This is a genomic window from Streptomyces thermodiastaticus, assembly GCF_014656135.1.
Taxonomy (GTDB): domain Bacteria; phylum Actinomycetota; class Actinomycetes; order Streptomycetales; family Streptomycetaceae; genus Streptomyces; species Streptomyces thermodiastaticus.
This window is the reverse complement of the sequence record NZ_BNBV01000005.1, coordinates 21700-42617: the sequence shown is the minus strand read 5'-3', so window position 1 is coordinate 42617 and position 20918 is coordinate 21700. Positions and strand designations below refer to the sequence as shown.

Annotated in this window: 13 protein-coding genes; 6 read left to right on the top strand and 7 right to left on the bottom strand. The window is 68.5% G+C overall.

The genetic code is table 11. The features are described from left to right. Positions 1–116: 116 nt before the first annotated feature. The 4 genes from tuf to rpsL all read right to left on the bottom strand — a co-directional run bounded on the left by tuf (position 117) and on the right by rpsL (position 4487). Positions 117–1310, bottom strand: a complete 1194-nt coding sequence (gene tuf, locus IE286_RS06955) for an elongation factor Tu (protein ID WP_189795744.1) — start codon at positions 1308–1310, stop codon at positions 117–119. Positions 1311–1476: 166 nt separating this feature from the next. Next, positions 1477–3603, bottom strand: coding sequence for an elongation factor G (gene fusA, locus IE286_RS06950; RefSeq protein ID WP_189795743.1), 2127 nt, complete (start codon positions 3601–3603; stop codon positions 1477–1479). A gap of 39 nt (positions 3604–3642) precedes the next feature. After that, positions 3643–4113 carry a 30S ribosomal protein S7 gene (gene rpsG / locus IE286_RS06945; RefSeq protein ID WP_125496526.1) on the bottom strand — a complete coding sequence of 157 codons (471 nt, stop codon included), beginning with the start codon at positions 4111–4113 and terminating at the stop codon, positions 3643–3645. Between the two features lie 2 nt (positions 4114–4115). Continuing rightward, positions 4116–4487 carry a 30S ribosomal protein S12 gene (gene rpsL, locus IE286_RS06940; protein ID WP_003948652.1) on the bottom strand — a complete coding sequence of 124 codons (372 nt, stop codon included), beginning with the start codon at positions 4485–4487 and terminating at the stop codon, positions 4116–4118. A 388-nt stretch (positions 4488–4875) separates the two neighbouring features. Between rpsL and IE286_RS06935 the strand changes: the two genes are divergently transcribed. From IE286_RS06935 to IE286_RS27060, 6 genes are all read left to right on the top strand, one after another. Continuing rightward, positions 4876–5628: a Crp/Fnr family transcriptional regulator gene (locus IE286_RS06935; RefSeq protein WP_189795742.1), complete on the top strand. Its 753-nt coding sequence runs from the start codon at positions 4876–4878 to the stop codon at positions 5626–5628. Between the two features lie 173 nt (positions 5629–5801). Next, on the top strand, positions 5802–6635 hold the full coding sequence (locus IE286_RS06930; RefSeq protein WP_189795741.1) for a hypothetical protein: 834 nt from the start codon (positions 5802–5804) through the stop codon (positions 6633–6635). Between the two features lie 107 nt (positions 6636–6742). Next, the gene (locus tag IE286_RS06925) at positions 6743–8875 is read left to right on the top strand and encodes a hypothetical protein (RefSeq protein WP_229862057.1); all 2133 of its coding nucleotides are present in this window, start codon (positions 6743–6745) and stop codon (positions 8873–8875) included. A 14-nt stretch (positions 8876–8889) separates the two neighbouring features. Continuing rightward, positions 8890–10410, top strand: a complete 1521-nt coding sequence (locus IE286_RS06920) for a hypothetical protein (RefSeq protein ID WP_189795739.1) — start codon at positions 8890–8892, stop codon at positions 10408–10410. Continuing rightward, positions 10407–10946 (top strand): Pycsar system effector family protein, encoded by a 540-nt coding sequence (locus IE286_RS06915; protein WP_229862025.1) that lies wholly within the window; start codon positions 10407–10409, stop codon positions 10944–10946. Before IE286_RS06920 ends, IE286_RS06915 begins: the two co-directional genes overlap by 4 nt. A 504-nt stretch (positions 10947–11450) precedes the next feature. Then, positions 11451–12308 (top strand): M48 family metalloprotease, encoded by an 858-nt coding sequence (locus tag IE286_RS27060; RefSeq protein ID WP_229862023.1) that lies wholly within the window; start codon positions 11451–11453, stop codon positions 12306–12308. 65 nt (positions 12309–12373) lie between these two features. On the opposite strand, the gene IE286_RS06905 is transcribed toward IE286_RS27060, so the two are convergent. The 3 genes from IE286_RS06905 to rplL all read right to left on the bottom strand — a co-directional run bounded on the left by IE286_RS06905 (position 12374) and on the right by rplL (position 20907). Continuing rightward, entirely contained in the window at positions 12374–16273 is a 3900-nt protein-coding gene (locus IE286_RS06905) for a DNA-directed RNA polymerase subunit beta' (protein WP_189795737.1), read from the bottom strand. A gap of 93 nt (positions 16274–16366) precedes the next feature. Continuing rightward, positions 16367–19852, bottom strand: coding sequence for a DNA-directed RNA polymerase subunit beta (gene rpoB, locus IE286_RS06900; RefSeq protein ID WP_189795736.1), 3486 nt, complete (start codon positions 19850–19852; stop codon positions 16367–16369). Positions 19853–20514: 662 nt separating this feature from the next. Further along, positions 20515–20907, bottom strand: a complete 393-nt coding sequence (gene rplL / locus IE286_RS06895) for a 50S ribosomal protein L7/L12 (RefSeq protein ID WP_189795735.1) — start codon at positions 20905–20907, stop codon at positions 20515–20517. Between the last annotated feature and the right edge of the window lie 11 nt (positions 20908–20918).

The window sequence follows — 20918 nt, the reverse complement described above, 5'->3', positions numbered from 1 at the left end:
TTCGAATAGTTTCGAGACGCCGGCCTGTCCGCGGGCATGCGAAAGGGCCCGTACGACCGGGGTCGTACGGGCCCTTGAGGTGCTCGCAGGAGCGACCGGGTCAGACCGTCAAGCGATTACTTGATGATCTTGGTGACCTGGCCGGCGCCGACGGTCCGGCCACCCTCACGGATGGCGAACTTCAGGCCCTCCTCCATGGCGACGGGCTGGATGAGCTCCACCTTCATCTCGGTGTTGTCACCCGGCATGACCATCTCGGTGCCCTCGGGGAGGCTCACCACACCGGTCACGTCCGTCGTACGGAAGTAGAACTGCGGGCGGTAGTTGTTGAAGAACGGCGTGTGGCGGCCACCCTCGTCCTTGGACAGGATGTAGGCCTGCGCCTCGAACTCGGTGTGCGGGGTGACCGAGCCCGGCTTGATGATGACCTGGCCGCGCTCGACGTCCTCGCGCTTGACACCACGGAGCAGCAGACCGACGTTCTCACCGGCCTGGCCCTCGTCGAGCAGCTTGCGGAACATCTCGATGCCGGTGACCGTGGTCTTGGTCTTCTCCGGCTTGATGCCGATGATCTCGACTTCCTCGTTCACCTTCAGGACACCGCGCTCGATACGGCCGGTGACGACCGTACCGCGACCGGTGATGGTGAAGACGTCCTCGATCGGCATCAGGAACGGCTTGTCGACGTCGCGCTCCGGCTCCGGGATGGCGGTGTCGACGGCGTTCATCAGGTCCAGGACGGACTGGGTCCACTGCGGGTCGCCCTCGAGCGCCTTCAGGGCCGAGACCTTGACGACCGGGACGTCGTCGCCCGGGAACTCGTACTCGGTGAGCAGCTCACGGACCTCGAGCTCGACGAGCTCCATGATCTCCTCGTCGTCCACCATGTCGGCCTTGTTCAGGGCGACGACGATGTACGGAACGCCGACCTGGCGGGCCAGGAGCACGTGCTCCTTGGTCTGCGGCATCGGGCCGTCGGTGGCGGCGACCACCAGGATCGCGCCGTCCATCTGGGCGGCACCGGTGATCATGTTCTTGATGTAGTCCGCGTGACCCGGGCAGTCGACGTGGGCGTAGTGACGCGCCTCGGTCTGGTACTCGACGTGCGCGATGGAGATGGTGATACCGCGCTGGCGCTCCTCAGGAGCCTTGTCGATGTTGTCGAACGGGGTGGCCTCGTTCAGGTCCGGGTACGCGTCGTGCAGCACCTTGGTAATGGCGGCCGTGAGGGTCGTCTTACCGTGGTCGATGTGACCGATGGTGCCGATGTTGACGTGCGGCTTAGTCCGCTCGAACTTCGCCTTCGCCACTGGGGTCCTCCTGTGGAGTGGTTCTGTACGCCTTACTTCATCGGCGCCAGGTGATCTTTGCTGGATGGCCCGGAGTTCCGGGGCATTCCGGCCGCTTCCTCACGGTTCGGGCCGGAATGCCCCACGAGGCTCCGGAGTCAAGCCTAAGGGCTGGAGACCGGGTGGGTTACTCGCCCTTGGCCTTCGCGATGATCTCCTCGGCGACGTTCCGCGGAACCTCGGCGTAGGAGTCGAACTGCATCGAGTAGCTTGCGCGACCCGACGTCTTGCTGCGGAGGTCTCCGACGTAGCCGAACATCTCCGAGAGGGGCACGAGCCCCTTCACGACGCGGGCACCCGCCCGCTCCTCCATGGCCTGGATCTGGCCACGGCGAGAGTTGATGTCGCCGATGACGTCGCCCATGTACTCCTCGGGCGTGGTGACCTCGACGGCCATCATCGGCTCGAGGAGAACCGGGCTGGCCTTGCGCGCGGCCTCCTTGAAGGCCTGCGAACCGGCGATCTTGAACGCCAGCTCGGAGGAGTCCACCTCGTGGTAGGCACCGTCGAGCAGCGTCACGCGGACACCGGTCATCTCGTAGCCGGCGAGAATGCCGAACTGCATGGCCTCCTGGCAGCCGGCGTCCACCGAGGGGATGTACTCCTTCGGGATGCGGCCACCGGTGACCTGGTTGACGAACTCGTAGGCCGTGTCGCCGCTCTCGATCGGCTCGATCGAGAGGATGACCCTACCGAACTGACCGGTACCACCGGTCTGCTTCTTGTGGGTGTACTCGACCTTCTCGACCGCCTTGCGGATGGTCTCGCGGTACGCGACCTGCGGCTTGCCGACGTTGGCCTCGACCTTGAACTCGCGCTTCATGCGGTCGACGAGCACCTCGAGGTGCAGCTCGCCCATACCGCCGATGACGGTCTGGCCGGTCTCCTCGTTGGTGTGCACCTGGAAGGAGGGGTCCTCCTCCGCGAGCCGCTGGATGGCGACGCTCAGCTTCTCCTGGTCGCCCTTCGACTTCGGCTCGATGGCGACCTCGATCACCGGCGCCGGGAAGTCCATGGACTCCAGGATCACCGGGTTCTTCTCGTCGCACAGCGTCTCACCGGTCGTGGTCTGCTTCAGACCCATGACCGCGACGATGTCGCCGGCGCCCACCGACTCGATCTCCTCACGCTTGTTGGCGTGCATGCGGTAGATCTTGCCGATGCGCTCCTTCTTGCCCTTGACGGAGTTCAGCACGGCGGTGCCGGACTCCAGGCGGCCGGAGTACACGCGGACGAAGGTGAGCTTGCCCAGGTGCGGGTCGCTCATGATCTTGAACGCGAGCGCGGCGAGCGGCTCCTCGTCGGACGGCTTGCGCTTGACGACCTCCTCCGGGTCGTTGACAGCGTGGCCCTCGATGGCCTCGATGTCGACCGGGGACGGCAGGTAGCGCACGACCGCGTCGAGCAGCGGCTGCACACCCTTGTTCTTGAACGCGGTGCCGCAGAAGACAGGGGTCACCGTGGTGCCCTCGCCCTTGCCGGAGGCGATGGTGATGCGGCGGATGGCCGCGTACAGCTGCTCCTCGGTGGGCTCCTCGCCCTCGAGGTACAGCTCCATCATCTCCTCGTCGTTCTCGGCGACGGCCTCGACGAGCTTGCCACGCCACTCCTCGGCGGCCTCGGCGTGCGTGTCCGGGATGTCGACGACGTCGTACATCTCGCCCTTGGCCGCCTCGGCGGACCAGACCAGGGCCTTCATGCGGACCAGGTCGACAACGCCCTTGAAGTCCGCCTCGGCGCCGATCGGCAGCTGCATGACCAGCGGCTGCGCGCCCAGACGGTCCTTGATCATGTCGACGCAGCGGTGGAACTCGGCACCGGTGCGGTCCAGCTTGTTGACGAAGCAGATACGCGGCACGCCGTAGCGGTCCGCCTGACGCCACACCGTCTCGGACTGGGGCTCGACGCCGGCGACGCCGTCGAACACCGTCACGGCACCGTCGAGCACGCGCAGGGAACGCTCCACCTCGACGGTGAAGTCGACGTGGCCCGGCGTGTCGATGATGTTGATGGTGTGGTCGACGTTGTCCAGCGCCCAGTGACAGGTGGTGGCAGCAGAGGTGATCGTGATGCCACGCTCCTGCTCCTGCTCCATCCAGTCCATGGTGGCAGCGCCGTCGTGGACCTCACCGATCTTGTACGAACGACCGGTGTAGAACAGGATCCGCTCGGTGGTGGTCGTCTTGCCCGCGTCGATGTGGGCCATGATGCCGATGTTGCGCACCCTGGCCAGGTCAAGTGAAGTGGTAGCCATAAGGCTTCAGTCTTCTCTCGGTTCTCGATGGGGAAGCGACTACCAGCGGTAGTGCGCGAAGGCCTTGTTGGACTCGGCCATCTTGTGGGTGTCCTCGCGCTTCTTCACAGCGGCACCGAGGCCGTTGGACGCGTCGAGGAGCTCGTTGAGCAGACGCTCGGTCATGGTCTTCTCACGACGAGCGCGGGCGTAGCCGACCAGCCAGCGCAGGGCCAGCGTGTTGGCACGGCCGGGCTTGACCTCGACCGGCACCTGGTAGGTGGCGCCACCGACACGGCGGGACTTGACCTCGAGGGTCGGCTTGATGTTCTCCAGCGCGCGCTTGAGCGTGACGACCGGGTCGTTGCCGGTCTTCTCGCGCAGGCCCTCCATGGCGCCGTAGACAATGCGCTCGGCGGTGGAGCGCTTGCCGTTCAGCAGCACCTTGTTGATCAGGCTGGTCACCAGAGGAGAGCCGTAGACCGGGTCGACGATCACCGGGCGCTTCGGGGCGGGGCCCTTACGAGGCATTCTTACTTCTCCTTCTTGGCGCCGTAACGGCTGCGAGCCTGCTTGCGGTTCTTGACACCCTGGGTGTCGAGCGAGCCACGGATGATCTTGTAGCGAACACCCGGCAGGTCCTTCACACGGCCGCCGCGCACGAGCACGATGGAGTGCTCCTGCAGGTTGTGTCCCTCACCCGGAATGTAGGCCGTGACCTCGATACCGCTGGTCAGACGCACACGCGCGACCTTGCGGAGGGCCGAGTTCGGCTTCTTCGGGGTGGTCGTGAACACACGCGTGCAGACGCCCCGGCGCTGAGGGGAACCCTCGAGTGCGGGCGTCTTGTTCTTCTCGACCTTGTCCTGCCGGCCCTTCCGGACCAGCTGCTGGATCGTAGGCACTACTTCTCCGGTTTCTGTGTGCCGATGGGTACAGCTAACCTGGAACTTCGCCGACCCACGCGGTCGGGTGTGTCGAATCCCGCTGAACTCCCGCCGCTAGGCAGAAAGAAGGCGCAGATTGCGGTGGCCGATACAGGCTCTCCGGCGGTTTCAGGCACGCACGGGAGCCAGGGCACACCCCAGGCACAAGGTCTGAGCGTACCTACCTCATTCGCTGTGGTCAAAACAAATGGGTCTGCCCCTCCAGGCCGGATAGCCCACTCAGCGTCCCTCGATTCATCCCGACTTGTCCAGGGTCCCACGGATGGCTGAATGACGCCTGTTCCCGCCCGGCCGGCTTGCCACTTCAGTACGTTGATGCGTCCGCCGCATTGTGCAGGAGGTGGGCATGACAAGAGGTGGGGCGCATCCACCGGACGACAGCGGCCTGGACGACCTCGTGCCGTTCCTGGCCCGGCTGGAGAGCGAGGACCGCTCCGCCCTGCTGGCCATCGGCACCACCCTGTCCTTCGCGCCGCGGACGGTCATCCTTCACAAGAGCGAACCCTCCTCTCATGTCCTCGTCCTCGTCGACGGCTGGACCAAGGTGACCGCCTCGGCCGCCAACGGCTACGAGGCACTGCTGGCACTGCGCGGCCCCGGTGACATCATCGGCGAGTCGGCCGCACTGACCGGCCGGCCCCGCTCCGCCACGGTCACCGCGCTGGAAGCGGTGCGTGCGGTCGCGGTGGAGTGCACGCGTTTCCGGGAGTTTCTGCACCGGTCCCCCGCCGTCTCCTTCGCCCTGCTGAGCCTCACGGCCGATCGCACCCGGACCGCGGACCGGCGCCGGCTGGAGTTCGCCGCGATGAACGTCCGTGAGCGACTGGCCGTCCTCCTGCTCGACCTCGCCCGCACCCACGGCAGGCGCACCCCGGAGGGCATCGAGCTGGCGATACCGCTCAGCAAGCAGGAACTGGCGGGCTCGGTCGGCGCCTCACGGGAGATGGTGCAGCGGCTGCTGAAGGAACTGCGGGACAAGGAGGCCGTGACGACCGGCCGCCGCGCGCTGCTCATCCGGCGCCCTGACGTCCTGCGCCGCATCGCCGGGACGACCCCCGTTCCGCATCTGCCGCCGCAGGCGCGGCCCGGCGACTCCTGACCCGTATCGCGCACCGCACACCCCGGGGCGGTCGGGTCGCCGCCCCGGTCACGCCGTGCGCAGCGGCCCTTCTGTGCACACGGTCACAGTCGGAGTGAGGCATCTGCCCTCACCGCCCGCGGCGCCCGGCCAGCACTCTGCTGTCCGGTATCCACCGCGTCCGAAAGGCGACCATGACCGACCCCGTGAGCCGCACGATCCTGCTGCTGGACATCGAGAGGTTCAGCGACCGGGACGACGTGGAACAGTCCTACCTGCGCCGCATGCTCTACGACATCACCGACCGCGCGCTGCAGCACGCGGGCATCGACCAGACGCAGCGGCTGCGGGCCGACCGTGGCGACTCGGTGATGGAGCTCATCGACGCGAGTGCCCCGGTCACCACACTGCTGCGCACCCTGCTCACCGACGTGCCCGCACAACTGCGGACGGTCAACCGCATGGCATCGCGCGCGGCGCAGATGCGCCTGCGCGGGGTCGTCGCCAGCGGTTACGTCGCCGTCGACGACCAGGGCGGCTGGGTCGGCTCCGACCTCAACGAGGCCTGCCGGCTGCTGGACGCCGACGTACTGCGCCAGGCGTTGCGCGAACGTGCCGAGGACTTGGCCCTGTGCGTCTCCGACGCCGTGTACGCCGGCGTCGTCAGGCACAACCATCCCGGCATCCCGGCCGAGGAGTTCCACCGGGTGACGGCGGAGAGCAAGAACGGCCCGCTCACCGCCTGGCTGTACGGCCCCGCGCCCAAGGGGACGGCCCAGCCCTCCGGGCCGGGGGAAGAGCAGGCGCCGGGCGGTTCGGGGGCCCGCCCGGCGCCGCAGCAGCCGTCCGCGCCGGCGGAGCACCGTCCGGCACAGCAGGCACCCGGGGGAGCCGCGGCCTCGGGCCCGTCCTTCAACGGTGCCGTCACCATCGGCGGCGGCACGGTCCACGGCACCCAGAACAACATCTCCGGCAACCGGATCAGCGGCGGCTTCCACCTGGGCGGCTCGGACAGGTCCGGGCGGTGAGGTGAAGCCGGGTGAACGAGCAGAAGACCCAGAAGTCCGGTGCCGCGGCCGCTCCGCCCAAGCAGCCTGCGGGCAGCCCGCCCCTGTCCCAGCAGCCCCCGAGCGGCATGCAGCCGGGACAGGCCGCAGCCGCCGAACAGACCGAGGAGTCCGACAAGCCGCAAGACGCCTGGGCCGCACGGCGTGACCTGATCGACCACAGCCCGCGGACCATGAACATCGGTGCCCGTGCTCAGTTCGGCGGCGGCACGGTCCGGGGCGACCAGAACAACATCGCGGGGAACCAGATCAGCGGTGACGTCTTCCTGGGTGGAAAGACCGAGGTGCACCAATGGACGCTCACCGGCCTTTCCACGCCCTCGTTGGCCTCCGGCGAGGTGCCCCCGCACCGGCTCCAGCAGCTGGACGCGTCGTTCGTCGCCGCAGCGGACACCGTCGAGGAGCTGCTGCAGACGCTCCGCCGCGACCGCGTGCTCGTCCTGACTGGTGCCCGCTTCACCGGCCGCCGGACCGCCGCCCTCGTCCTGCTGCACCGGCTCGGCGCCACCCCCGTGCACATCCTGGACCGGGACACCGCTCCGGGGACCCTTGCCGACCAGCTTGCCGCCCGGGAGGAGGGACGGGTCCGCGGGTACGTGCTGGGCGACCTGACCACCCGGCGCGGCAGTCCCCTGCGCGAATCCCATGTGCTGGCAGCCCGCGACCGGCTCGCGGAGCGGGATGCGTACCTGGTGATCACCGCCGGCCCCGACGCCGTGCTGGAGGACGTCCCCTCCGTCGCCTGGCAGCCGCCGGCCGGGGCGGAGATTCTCGCCGCACATCTGCGCACCCTCGTGCCACCGGCGAGGGCGGCCGAGCTCATGGACCACCCGGCCGTCGCCGACTTCCTCGGCCACAGCCACCAGCCGCGCGAGATCGCGGACTTCGCCCGCCTGCTCGGGCGGTACTCGGCCGCCGAGGTCGCCGAGGAGGCGATCGCCGCGTTCTCCCGGCTGTCGCTGGAGAACCAGGTCCAGGAGTGGTTCGAGGGGGACGAACGCACCATCCACCTCCGTGACAAGGCGTTCCTCGTGGCGCTCGCCGCGTTCGACGGAGGACCGTACGCCCTCACCGCCGAACTCAGCGACCTGCTCTACCGGTACCTGCTCGCCGTGGAGCACCCCGACCATCCTCCGGAGGTCCCCGTCTTCGGCACGCACATCGGCAAGCGGCTGCAGCTGGCCAGGGCGGAAGGGTTCGCGGCGGACGAACACACCGAATGGGGTCCGGTGACCCAGTACAAGGCGAGGTTCCTCGACGACCGGACCTCCCTGGTGCTGCTGGACGTGGTGTGGACGAGCCACCCGTCCGCGCGACCCGCCCTGGTCAAGTGGCTGGGCCGGCTCGCCGACGACGGCCGTCCGCTGGTCCGCACCCGTGCCGCCTCGACCGCCGCCGTGCTCGCCCGCACCGACCTGCCGTCGGCGATGGCCCTGGTCATCGAACCGTGGGCGACATCGCGCCTGTTCCGGCACCGGCTCGTCGCCGCCAACGCCCTCACCCTCGCCCATCACATCGGCACGCCGAACATCCCGCGCATCCTCGACGACTGGTCCAGCGGCGAGGACCGGCGGCTGCGCTGGGTGGCGACCCGTGCCTATGCGCTGATCGGCCCGGAGCTGCCCGAGAAGGCACTTGCCGCGCTGCGTGCGGCCGCTCGTAGCCTCCACCAGGACCTCGACGCCCCCGACGACATCGACTGGGAGACGGCCACGGAGCTGTTCGACGCCGTGGCACTGCTGCTGCTCTCTCCTGCACACGATCCGGTTCTCGTCGAGCTCCTCAAGCACCTCGACGACGATCCGGCGGTGCGTGCTCTGACTCTGGGCGGCTTCGTCCACGCCTGTCGGCAGCAGGAGGACGAGCACGACCCGAGCAGCCGCCCGGCTGTCCTCGCCTGGTTCGCCGAGACGGCCACCACGGACGCGCAGACCGCCGCGGGCCTGGCGCTCCTGTGGCGCCGGGCGCTCGGCGACCGGAGCACCACCGGGAACGCGCTCGACGTGCTGCGGGACTGGGTGCTGCTCGCCGACCGCTCGCCCGCCGTCGAGTGGGCGCTGGCCGCACTGCTGCCGCGCCTGGTCACCTCGTCCACCGAGTATCAGCGCCTGAGTCACCTGCTGCGCACCATGCCCGGCGAGGACGGTGCGCCCCCGCCGCAGGTGGCGGCCCGCCTGCTCACCACGCTTCCGCACAGCTGAGGAGACCCACCGACATGCCACCCTTCCGTCGCCCGCCTGAATGGGAGCAGCCGGCACACCGGCACACGCAATTGAACGACCCGGTGCTGACGGTGCGACAGCTGTCCCGGTTCGAGTTGTCTCTCAAGCACGTCGTCCGCATCGACCACGCGCTCGTCTTCTCGACCCCCAAAGGGGGCTACGAGGCGTACCTGCCACCGCGCCGCCCGACGCGCACGGAGATCGCTTCCCACCGCTACACGGCCGTGTACGAGGTGGACATGGGCGTGCACACCTGGACGAGCACGTTCCCACTGCCGAGCGACAACGACGCCTTCGAGTTCACCGCGGAGGTCGACCTCTCCTGGCAGGTGCTGGACCCCGCCGTCTTCGTGGCCAGTGGTCACCGGGACGTACCAGGGTTGCTCACCGGCACGCTGCAACAGGCGGCCCGGCCCGTGTCCCGGCGGTTCGCAATCTCCGACAGCGCGGCGGCCGAGCAGGAACTGCTGCGGGCCCTGGAGTCGCTCGAACCGCTGGGCGCCACTGCGGGGCTGCGAGCGCGCTGGACCCTCCGTCTCAAGCGGGACCAGGCCAACATCGATCACCAGCTGCGGCTCCAGGCGATCGACCACTCGGCGGCGGAACAGGTCCGGGCTGCGCAGCGGGGCATGGAGGTCGACGCCGAGCTGGACCGCCGCGCTCGTGAGCAGGACCGGCTCCAGTTCGAACGGGCGACGACCTATGGCCGGCAACACGCGGAGCTCACCCTGCAACAGCAGAACTGGCAGTACCAGATCGCCGCGCAGCAGGCCCAGCACGCACTGGCCATGCAGCAGTACGAGGCAGCGAAGATCAAGTTCTACCAGTGGCATCTGCAGCAGGGCGGTGTCCAGGCCTGGGCGTTGCACCTCGCCCAGCACCCCGAGGACACGCAACTGGTCATGAACACCATGCGGGACGACCAGCTGCGCATGATCCAGGCACAACTGGATCTGGTGACGCAGCTGCTGAGCGGGGACAACACGGAGAAGTTCGAGCTCGAAGGCCCCAAGCAACTGGCCCTGCGAACCGTCACCGACATCCTCAACCAGCGTCTGCCGGGCGTGGCCCAGAATCCGCCGCTGATTCCGTCGAGCCCGCAGGCGGCACCGTCGTCGGCGAAGACGGACGAGGACGCACAAGGCGACAGCACAGTGGCCCCCGAATCGCCGACCACTGCCCCGGCCGGCTATGCGGTGCCGGGAGTCCCGTCACCCGGCACCCACCCGCACCTGGGCCCTACCACGCCCGGCCTCGCTTCCGCTCCCTCGAGTCTTCCTGGGCCTCCCCCGCCCACAGCAGCGCCCGGCACGCCCGTCCCAGCACCGCCCTACGTTCCACCGCCCCCGCCGGCAACGGCCTGGCAGGCACCACCCGGTTACGGCACCCTGCCGACCGTGCCTCCGAAGCCGGAGGCACCGCCCGTGCCCTCCCAGCAGAACGCCGAAGCGGCCGCAGCCGACACCGAGGCTGACGGCACCGCCTCCGACAGTTCAGGAGGAGCCGCCTCATGACGACGACCGCCCCCGCTGCACCCCCTGCGGGTCTCCCCGTCCGCGCGTCCGCCCGCGCCCAATTGTGCGAGCGGCTGCTCAGCGACCTGCGGGCCGAGACAGCGCGCGCCGACAGCAAAGCGTCCGTTCTGGTCGCCGCGCTCGGCATGACCGCAGGGGTGTTCAGCGCCGTGCTGGCGAACCGTGGCTGGACACCGGCCCGGCTGTCCACGCGGGGGACCCTCCTGTGGTGGACGGGGATCGCGTCGTACGCGGCCTCGCTGTTCGCCCTGCTTCTCGCCGTCGTGCCGCGCTATCGCCGAACCTGGGCGCCGGGGCAGCCTGTGTCGTCCTTCGCCGACATCCGGCAGGCCGTCCGGGCGAGCCGCCTGGATGCCGCGATCGACGACACCGCGCGCGATCCCACGGCCGCTCTGATCGCCGGCCTGTGCGAAACGAGCCGTATCGCCACCCGCAAGCACCAGTGGATCCGCACCGGCCTCATCGCGTTCTGCGTCGGCACGGTCCTCGTGCCGACGTCGCTGCTGATCGAGTGACCGGCCGTACCGCCGTACCGCACCGAAGGAACCACCATGTCCCACGCACCCGCCGAGCCCCCGGAGTACCCCCAGCCGCCACGCCCCCCGGAACAGAGCAGCCCGGCCTCCCCGCACGTGCCGCCTCCTCAGCCGCCGCAGGCTGCCGCTCCGCCCTACCCTCAGCCGCCGCAGGCTGCCGCTCCGCCCTACCCTCAGCCGCCGCAGGCCGCAGCCCCGCCGTATCCTCAGCCGCCGCAGGCCGCGGCCCCGCCCTACCCTCAGCCGCCGCAGGCCGCGGCCCCGCCCTACCCTCAGCCGCCGCAGTGTCCGCCCGGTGGGGTCGGAAGCCCCGGACCCGACGCAGCACCTACTGTTCCGGCTCAGCCGCCGACGATCAGGCCGCCCGAGCCCGTCGAACCTCCCCGGTCGGCTGCGGACGACCCGGACCATCCGCATCACATCAGCATCGAGCGGGGCCGTGTCCACCTGGCGGCCCACCAGCGCCGGACCGACGCCACCACGGTGGGGAGCCTGCTGCTGTACCTGCCGAACTTCTTCTGCAGCCTCCTCGTGGTGGTCCTGGTCTCCATGGTGACCGGATTCGGCCCCCTGCTGATCCTCGCCTGGCTCGTCAGCGGTGCCTTGGTCTTCCATCGGCGCACCGAAAGCGCCCTCGCGCGTCATCTGTTCCGCCTGCGCTACCCCACACCACAGGAACGCGCCAGACTCGAGCCGGTGTGGCATGAAGTGACGGCCCGGGCCGGAGTGGACGGGCGCACGTACGAACTGTGGGTACAGGACAGCGACGACCTGAACGCCGTCGCGGCGGCCGGGCACATCGTCGGTGTCACCCGCTTCGCCCTGAACGAGCTGCCCAACGGCGAGCTCGCAGCCGTTCTGGCACACGAACTGGGCCATCACGTCGGCGGTCATGCCTGGGTTAGCCTGCTCGGCTACTGGTACGCCCTACCGGGGCGGATCGGCTGGATGGTGCTGCGGGTCGTGTCGGGCGCTCTGCTACGGGCCTCGTCGACCATCTCCTGCCTCGGCGGGCTGGCCTTCCTCATGTGCTTCGGTGTAGCCGCAGTCGCGACCTTCAGTTTCCTGTACGGGCTTCCGCTGATGGTGCTCGGCGTGCCCTACGCCCTCGCCGCCGTCGGCCGCCGCGCCGAGCTGCGAGCCGACCAGCATGCAGCCGCTCTCGGCTTCGCCCCGATGCTGGCCGCAGTGCTGCAGAAGCTGCACGAACAGGAGCAGGAGGCCTCCCAGCCCGCTTCCTCCGGCCACAAGAGCCCGTTGGCCGGCCTCATGGCCACGCACCCGGACTACTACACCCGCCTCCACCACCTGCAGCCCTACCTCCACCCCCAGCACCCCTGACCCTCCCCACGACACGCCGAAGGGCGGCCACCCCCAGGGTGACCGCCCTTCATGCTGCTGCTCGCTTACTGGTTGTACGGACCGTAGTCGTAGTCCTCCAGCGGCACGGCCTGGCCGGAGCCGGTGCCGAACGGCGAGTAGTCGATGTCGTCGTAGCCGACGGCCGAGTACATCGCGGCCTTGGCCTCCTCGGTCGGCTCGACCCGGATGTTGCGGTAGCGGGACAGGCCCGTACCGGCCGGGATGAGCTTACCGATGATGACGTTCTCCTTCAGGCCGATGAGGCTGTCGGACTTGGCGTTGATCGCCGCGTCCGTCAGGACTCGGGTCGTCTCCTGGAAGGAGGCGGCCGACAGCCAGGACTCCGTGGCCAGCGAGGCCTTGGTGATACCCATCAGCTGCGGACGGCCGGAGGCGGGCTGGCCGCCCTCCTGGACCACACGACGGTTCTCCTGCTCGAACTTCGAGCGCTCGACGAGCTCGCCGGGCAGCAGCTCGGCGTCGCCGGACTCGATGATCGTCACGCGGCGCAGCATCTGCCGGATGATGATCTCGATGTGCTTGTCGTGGATCGACACGCCCTGCGAGTTGTAGACCTTCTGGACCTCCTGGACCAGGTGGACCTGGACGGCCCGCTGACCCAGGATGCGCAGCACGTCGTGCGGGTTGGTGGCACCCACGGTGAGCTTCTGGCCCACCTCGACGTGGTCGCCCTCGTTGACCAGGAGACGGGCACGCTTCGAGATCGGGTAGCTGGTCTCGTCGCTGCCGTCGTCCGGCGTGATGATGATCTTCTTGGTCTTCTCGGTCTCCTCGATGCGGACCCGGCCGGCCGCCTCGGAGATCGGGGCGACACCCTTCGGGGTACGGGCCTCGAAGAGCTCGACGACACGCGGCAGACCCTGGGTGATGTCGTCACCGGCCACACCACCGGTGTGGAAGGTACGCATCGTCAGCTGGGTACCGGGCTCACCGATGGACTGGGCGGCGATGATGCCGACCGCCTCACCGATGTCGACCAGCTTGCCGGTGGCCAGCGAGCGGCCGTAGCACATCGCGCAGGTGCCGACCGAGGACTCGCAGGTCAGGACCGAACGGGTCTTGACCTCCTCGACGCCCTGCAGGATCAGCTCCTCGATGAGCACGTCGCCCAGGTCGGTACCGGCCGGGGCCAGCACCTTGCCGTCGACCACGATGTCCTCGGCGAGGCAGCGCGCGTACACGGACGTCTCGACGTTGTCCGCCTTGCGCAGCACGCCGTTGGCGTCCCGCTCCGCGATCTTCAGGCGCAGGCCGCGGTCGGTGCCGCAGTCCAGCTCGCGGATGATGACGTCCTGGGAGACGTCCACCAGACGCCGGGTGAGGTAACCGGAGTCGGCGGTCCGCAGAGCGGTGTCGGCGAGACCCTTACGGGCACCGTGCGTGGCGATGAAGTACTCCAGCACGGACAGACCCTCACGCAGCGACGACTTGATCGGCCGCGGGATGGTCTCGTTCTTCGCGTTCGACACCAGACCACGGATACCGGCGATCTGGCGCATCTGCATCATGTTTCCTCGGGCACCCGAGTTGACCATCATGAAGATCGGGTTGGTCTTCGGGAAGTTGCCCGTCATGGCCTCGGCGACCTCGTTGGTCGCGTTGGTCCAGATGCCGATGAGTTCCTGGCTGCGCTCGTCCTTGGTGATCAGACCGCGCTCGTACTGCTTCTGGACCTTCTCGTCCGCCGCCTCCCACTTGGCGATGATCTCCGGCTTGGCGTCGGGGACGATGACGTCGGAGATGGCGACGGTGACGCCGGAGCGGGTGGCCCAGTAGAAGCCGGCCGCCTTGAGGTTGTCGAGCGTGGCCGCCACGACGACCTTCGGGTAGCGCTCGGCGAGGTCGTTGACGATCTCGGAGAGCTGCTTCTTGCCGACCTCGAAGTCGACGAACGGGTAGTCCTCGGGCAGCAGCTCGTTGAAGAGCGCGCGGCCCAGGGTGGTGCGCAGACGGAAGGGGTCGCCCTGCTGCCACTCCGGCTCGCCCTCCTCGCGGGCCGGCGGCGTCCAGCCGCGCGGCGGGATGGTGCCCACCGGGAAGCGGATGTCGACCGGGGCCTGCAGGGACAGCTCACCCGCGTCGAAGGCCATGATCGCCTCCGCCACGGATGTGAAGGAACGGCCCTCGCCCTTGACGTCGCGGCCCTCGTGGTCGGTGGTGAGGAAGTACAGACCGAGGACCATGTCCTGGGTCGGCATCGTCACCGGCCGGCCGTCGGCGGGCTTGAGGATGTTGTTCGAGGACAGCATCAGGATGCGGGCCTCGGCCTGCGCCTCCGCGGACAGCGGCAGGTGCACGGCCATCTGGTCACCGTCGAAGTCCGCGTTGAACGCGGTGCACACGAGCGGGTGGATCTGGATGGCCTTGCCCTCGACCAGCTGCGGCTCGAAGGCCTGGATGCCCAGGCGGTGCAGGGTGGGCGCACGGTTCAGCAGCACCGGGTGCTCGGCGATGACCTCTTCGAGGACGTCGTACACGACGGTGCGGCCGCGCTCGACCATGCGCTTGGCGCTCTTGATGTTCTGCGCGTGGTTCAGGTCGACCAGGCGCTTCATCACGAACGGCTTGAACAGCTCCAGCGCCATCGCCTTCGGCAGACCGCACTGGTGCAGCTTCAGCTGCGGACCGACGACGATCACGGAACGCGCCGAGTAGTCGACACGCTTGCCGAGCAGGTTCTGACGGAAGCGGCCCTGCTTGCCCTTGAGCATGTCGGACAGCGACTTCAGCGGACGGTTGCCGGGGCCCGTGACCGGGCGGCCGCGGCGGCCGTTGTCGAAGAGCGCGTCGACGGCCTCCTGGAGCATGCGCTTCTCGTTGTTGACGATGATCTCGGGCGCGCCGAGGTCGAGAAGCCGCTTCAGGCGGTTGTTGCGGTTGATGACACGGCGGTACAGGTCGTTCAGGTCGCTGGTCGCGAAGCGGCCACCGTCCAGCTGCACCATCGGACGCAGGTCCGGCGGGATGACCGGGACGCAGTCCAGGACCATGCCCTTCGGGCTGTTGTTGGTGGTCAGGAACGCGGAGACGACCTTCAGCCGCTTCAGGGCACGGGTCTTCTTCTGGCCCTTGCCGGTGCGGATGATCTCGCGGAGCTTCTCCGCCTCGGCCTCCAGGTCGAAGGACTCCAGGCGCTTCTGCAGCGCGGCGGCGCCCATCGAGCCGTCGAAGTAGGTGCCGAAGCGGTCGCGCAGCTCGCGGTAGAGCAGCTCGTCGCCCTCCAGGTCCTGGACCTTGAGGTTCTTGAACCGGTTCCAGACCTCGTCGAGGCGGTCGATCTCGCGCTGGGCACGGTCGCGCAGCTGCTTCATCTCGCGCTCGGCGCTCTCGCGCACCTTGCGGCGCACGTCGGCCTTGGCGCCCTCGGCCTCCAGCTCGGCCAGGTCGGCCTCGAGCTTCTTGGCGCGGGCCTCCAGGTCGGCGTCGCGGCGCTGCTCGATCTGCTGGCGCTCGACGGAGACCTGGGCCTCCAGCGAGGGCAGATCGCGCTGCCGGCGCTCCTCGTCGACGTACGTGATCATGTACGCCGCGAAGTAGATGACCTTCTCCAGGTCCTTCGGGGCGAGGTCGAGCAGGTAGCCCAGGCGCGACGGGACGCCCTTGAAGTACCAGATGTGGGTCACGGGCGCGGCCAGCTCGATGTGGCCCATCCGCTCACGGCGCACCTTGGCACGGGTGACCTCGACGCCGCAGCGCTCACAGATGATGCCCTTGAAGCGGACGCGCTTGTACTTGCCGCAGTAGCACTCCCAGTCCCGGGTGGGGCCGAAGATCTTCTCGCAGAAGAGGCCGTCCTTTTCCGGCTTGAGGGTGCGGTAGTTGATGGTCTCGGGCTTCTTGACCTCGCCGTGGCTCCACTGACGGATGTCGTCGGCGGTGGCCAGGCCGATCCGCAGCTCGTCGAAGAAGTTGACGTCGAGCACTATGCGTCAATCCCTCTCAGGGTCGTAAGTCTTTCGGTCTGTCGGGGGTCGCCGGGGTCGGCGGGCCGTGGGACGGGGCCCGCCGGGCTCCCGTCAGACCTCTTCGACGCTGCTCGGCTCGCGCCGGGACAGGTCGATGCCGAGCTCCTCCGCTGCGCGGAAGACGTCCTCGTCGGTGTCGCGCATCTCGATGGACATACCGTCGCTGGACAGCACCTCCACGTTCAGGCAGAGCGACTGCATCTCCTTGATGAGCACCTTGAAGGACTCGGGGATGCCGGGCTCGGGGATGTTCTCGCCCTTGACGATCGCCTCGTAGACCTTGACGCGGCCGGTGACGTCGTCGGACTTGATGGTCAGCAGCTCCTGGAGGGCGTAGGCGGCGCCGTAGGCCTCGAGCGCCCACACCTCCATCTCACCGAACCGCTGGCCACCGAACTGCGCCTTACCACCCAGCGGCTGCTGGGTGATCATCGAGTACGGACCGGTCGAGCGGGCGTGCAGCTTGTCGTCGACCAGGTGGTGCAGCTTCAGGATGTACATGTACCCGACCGAGATCGGGTCCGGGAACGGCTCGCCGGAGCGGCCGTCGAACAGCCGGGCCTTGCCGGACGGGAGGACCAGGCGGTCGCCGTCGCGGTTGGGCAGGGTGTTCTCCAGCAGACCGGCCAGCTCGTCCTCGCGGGCACCGTCGAAGACCGGGGTCGCCACGTTGGTGCGGGGCTCGACCCGGTCGGCGCCGATGGCCTGCAGCCGCTTGGCCCACTCGTCGGAGAGGCCGGAGACGTCCCAGCCCTGGCTGGCGAGCCAGCCGAGGTGGATCTCCAGGACCTGTCCCGGGTTCATGCGGGACGGGACGCCCAGCGGGTTGAGGATGATGTCGACCGGGGTGCCGTCCTCCAGGAACGGCATGTCCTCGACCGGCAGGATCTTGGAGATGACACCCTTGTTGCCGTGGCGGCCGGCGAGCTTGTCACCGTCGGTGATCTTGCGCTTCTGCGCCACGTAGACGCGGACCAGCTGGTTCACGCCCGGCGGCAGCTCGTCGCCCTCCTCGCGGTCGAAGACGCGCACGCCGATGACCTTGCCGGTCTCGCCGTGCGGCACCTTCAGCGAGGTGTCACGGACCTCACGGGCCTTCTCACCGAAGATCGCGCGGAGCAGGCGCTCCTCCGGGGTCAGCTCGGTCTCGCCCTTCGGGGTGACCTTGCCGACGAGGATGTCACCGGCGACGACCTCGGCACCGATGCGGATGATGCCGCGCTCGTCGAGGTCGGCGAGGACCTCCTCGGAGACGTTCGGGATGTCCCGGGTGATCTCCTCGGGGCCGAGCTTGGTGTCACGGGCGTCGACCTCGTGCTCCTCGATGTGGATCGAGGAGAGGACGTCGTCCTGGACGAGGCGCTGCGACAGGATGATCGCGTCCTCGTAGTTGTGACCCTCCCACGGCATGAACGCCACGAGCAGGTTCTTGCCGAGGGCCATCTCGCCGTTCTGGGTGGCCGGGCCGTCGGCCAGCACCTGGCCGGTGACGACGCGGTCGCCCTCGTTGACGATGACCTTCTGGTTGACCGAGGTGCCCTGGTTGGAGCGGGCGAACTTGGCCAGGCGGTACGTGATGTACGTGCCGTCGTCGTTGGCGGTGGTGATGTAGTCCGCGGAGACCTCCTGGACCACACCGGGCTTCTCGGCCTTGACGACGTCGCCGGCGTCGACGGCGGAGCGGTACTCCATGCCGGTGCCGACGAGCGGGGCCTCCGCCTGGATCAGCGGAACGGCCTGGCGCATCATGTTCGCGCCCATGAGGGCGCGGTTGGCGTCGTCGTGCTCCAGGAACGGGATCATGGCGGTCGCGACCGACACCATCTGGCGCGGCGAGACGTCCATGTAGTCCACGTCCTCGGGGCTGACGTAGTCGACCTCGCCGCCCTTGCGGCGGACCAGGACGCGGCTCTCGGTGAAGCGCAGGTCGTCGCTGAGGGTGGCGTTGGCCTGCGCGATGACGAAGCGGTCCTCCTCGTCGGCGGTCAGGTAGTCCACCTGGTCGGTGACCTGGCCGTCGACGACCTTGCGGTACGGGGTCTCGACGAAACCGAACGCGTTGACGCGGCCGTAGGTGGCGAGCGAGCCGATCAGACCGATGTTCGGGCCTTCCGGCGTCTCGATCGGGCACATGCGGCCGTAGTGCGAGGGGTGCACGTCACGGACCTCGAAGCCGGCCCGCTCACGGGACAGACCGCCGGGGCCGAGCGCCGACAGGCGGCGCTTGTGGGTCAGCCCGGACAGCGGGTTGTTCTGGTCCATGAACTGCGACAGCTGGCTGGTGCCGAAGAACTCCTTGATGGAGGCGACGACCGGCCGGATGTTGATCAGGGTCTGCGGCGTGATCGCCTCGACGTCCTGGGTGGTCATGCGCTCGCGGACGACGCGCTCCATGCGGGCCAGACCCGTGCGGACCTGGTTCTGGATGAGCTCGCCGACGCTGCGCAGGCGGCGGTTGCCGAAGTGGTCGATGTCGTCGGTCTCGACGACCACGGTCTGGCCGTTGTCACCGACCGTCTCGGTCTCGCCGGCGTGCAGCTTCACCAGGTACTTGATCGTCGCGATGATGTCCTCGACGGTCAGGATGCCCGCATCCAGCGGGGTGTCCGTACCCAGCTTCTTGTTGACCTTGTAGCGGCCGACCTTGGCGAGGTCGTAGCGCTTGGGGTTGAAGTAGAGGTTCTCCAGCAGCGTCTGCGCGGCCTCACGCGTCGGGGGCTCGCCCGGGCGCAGCTTGCGGTAGATGTCGAGCAGCGCGTCGTCCTGGCCCTGGGTGTGGTCCTTCTCCAGGGTGGCGCGCATCGACTCGTACTCGCCGAACTCCTCGAGGATCTGCTCGTTGGTCCAGCCGAGCGCCTTGAGCAGAACGGTGACGGACTGCTTGCGCTTGCGGTCGATGCGGACACCGACCATGTCGCGCTTGTCGATCTCCATCTCCAGCCAGGCACCCCGGGACGGGATGATCTTGGCGGAGAAGATGTCCTTGTCGGACGTCTTGTCGACGGTGGAGTCGAAGTAGACACCGGGGGAACGGACCAGCTGCGACACCACGACACGCTCGGTGCCGTTGATGACGAAGGTGCCCTTGTTGGTCATGAGCGGGAAGTCGCCCATGAAGACCGTCTGGGACTTGATCTCGCCGGTCTCGTTGTTGGTGAACTCGGCCGTGACGAAGAGCGGCGCGGCGTAGGTGAAGTCGCGCTCCTTGCACTCGTCGATCGAGTTCTTCGGCGGCTCGAAGCGGTGGTCACGGAAGGTCAGCGACATCGACCCCGAGAAGTCCTCGATCGGGGAGATCTCCTCGAAGATCTCTTCGAGGCCGGACTTGGTGGGAACGTCCTGACCGTTCTCGAGAGCCTCCTCGACGCGAGCCTTCCACGCGTCGTTGCCGAGCAGCCAGTCGAAGCTCTCGGTCTGGAGCGCGAGAAGGTTCGGAACCTCGAGGGGCTCCTTGATCTTTGCAAAGGAGATGCGCAGCGGGGCGGTGCTGGCGCCGTTGTTCGTATTCGCGGTCGAGGCAGTGCGCGAGGCGGCCAAGAGGGGGTCCTTCCGAGGGCTCGGACTCACTACGCGCGTACCGGCCCCTCCCCCGCTCACCGGGACGGACGGTGTCCGAAATGGCGAAACGCCAGGTCGGACGCAGGTCGGTCGTCGATGCTCGAGTGAGGGCATGCCCCTGGTGACGGGCAGGGGACAGCTAACAGGCAGCGCAAAGTGACACTGTAGCCACTTGGCCCGCTGATGTCCAGTGCGGGGTGTTTGAGAACCTCGTCGTCGTCACCGCCTGCGGCAGGTCGCCCTCAACGCACGTTGATACTGCCCTCTTCGTCGTCGATCCATGCCTCGGATTCGGATTCTTGTGACGACGCGTCCTGAGAATTGCGCGCTGCGTGCAGTTCCGTCAAGGCCCCCACATGTCCGAGCCGGACACCGCCGTCGTCACCTGCGGTGGGTCGTCCGCGGCCCTCCGGGGGCACGACGAAGATCACCTTACCCCGCCCCGGCACGGGTGCAAGGCCGCCACAGCCACCCCCCGGAACGCCGAGGAGCGACCACCCGGATGGATGATCGCTCCTCGGTGCGTTCGTGTTACAGCCCCGGCGCGGTGTTTTCCGCGCCCGGGCCGTCAGCACGCGGGAGTCCGTGACGGACCCGTCGAGGGCCGTGCGGCCCGTGCCGGTCGGACGACCGTGCAGGTCTTACTTGACCTCGACGGAGGCGCCGGCGCCCTCCAGGGCCTCCTTGGCCTTGTCCGCGGTCTCCTTGTTGACCTTCTCGAGGACGGGCTTCGGGGCACCGTCGACCAGGTCCTTGGCCTCCTTCAGGCCCAGGGAGGTCAGCTCGCGCACGACCTTGATGACCTGGATCTTCTTGTCACCGGCGCCGGCGAGGATGACGTCGAACTCGTCCTTCTCCTCGGCGGCGGCGGCCTCGCCGCCACCCTGGCCGGCAGCACCGGCGACGACGACCGGGGCGGCCGCGGCGGCGGTGACGTCGAACTTCTCCTCGAAGGCCTTCACGAACTCGGAGAGCTCGATGAGGGTCATCTCCTCGAACTGGGCAAGCAGCTCGTCCTGGGACAGCTTCGCCATGATGGCGGTCC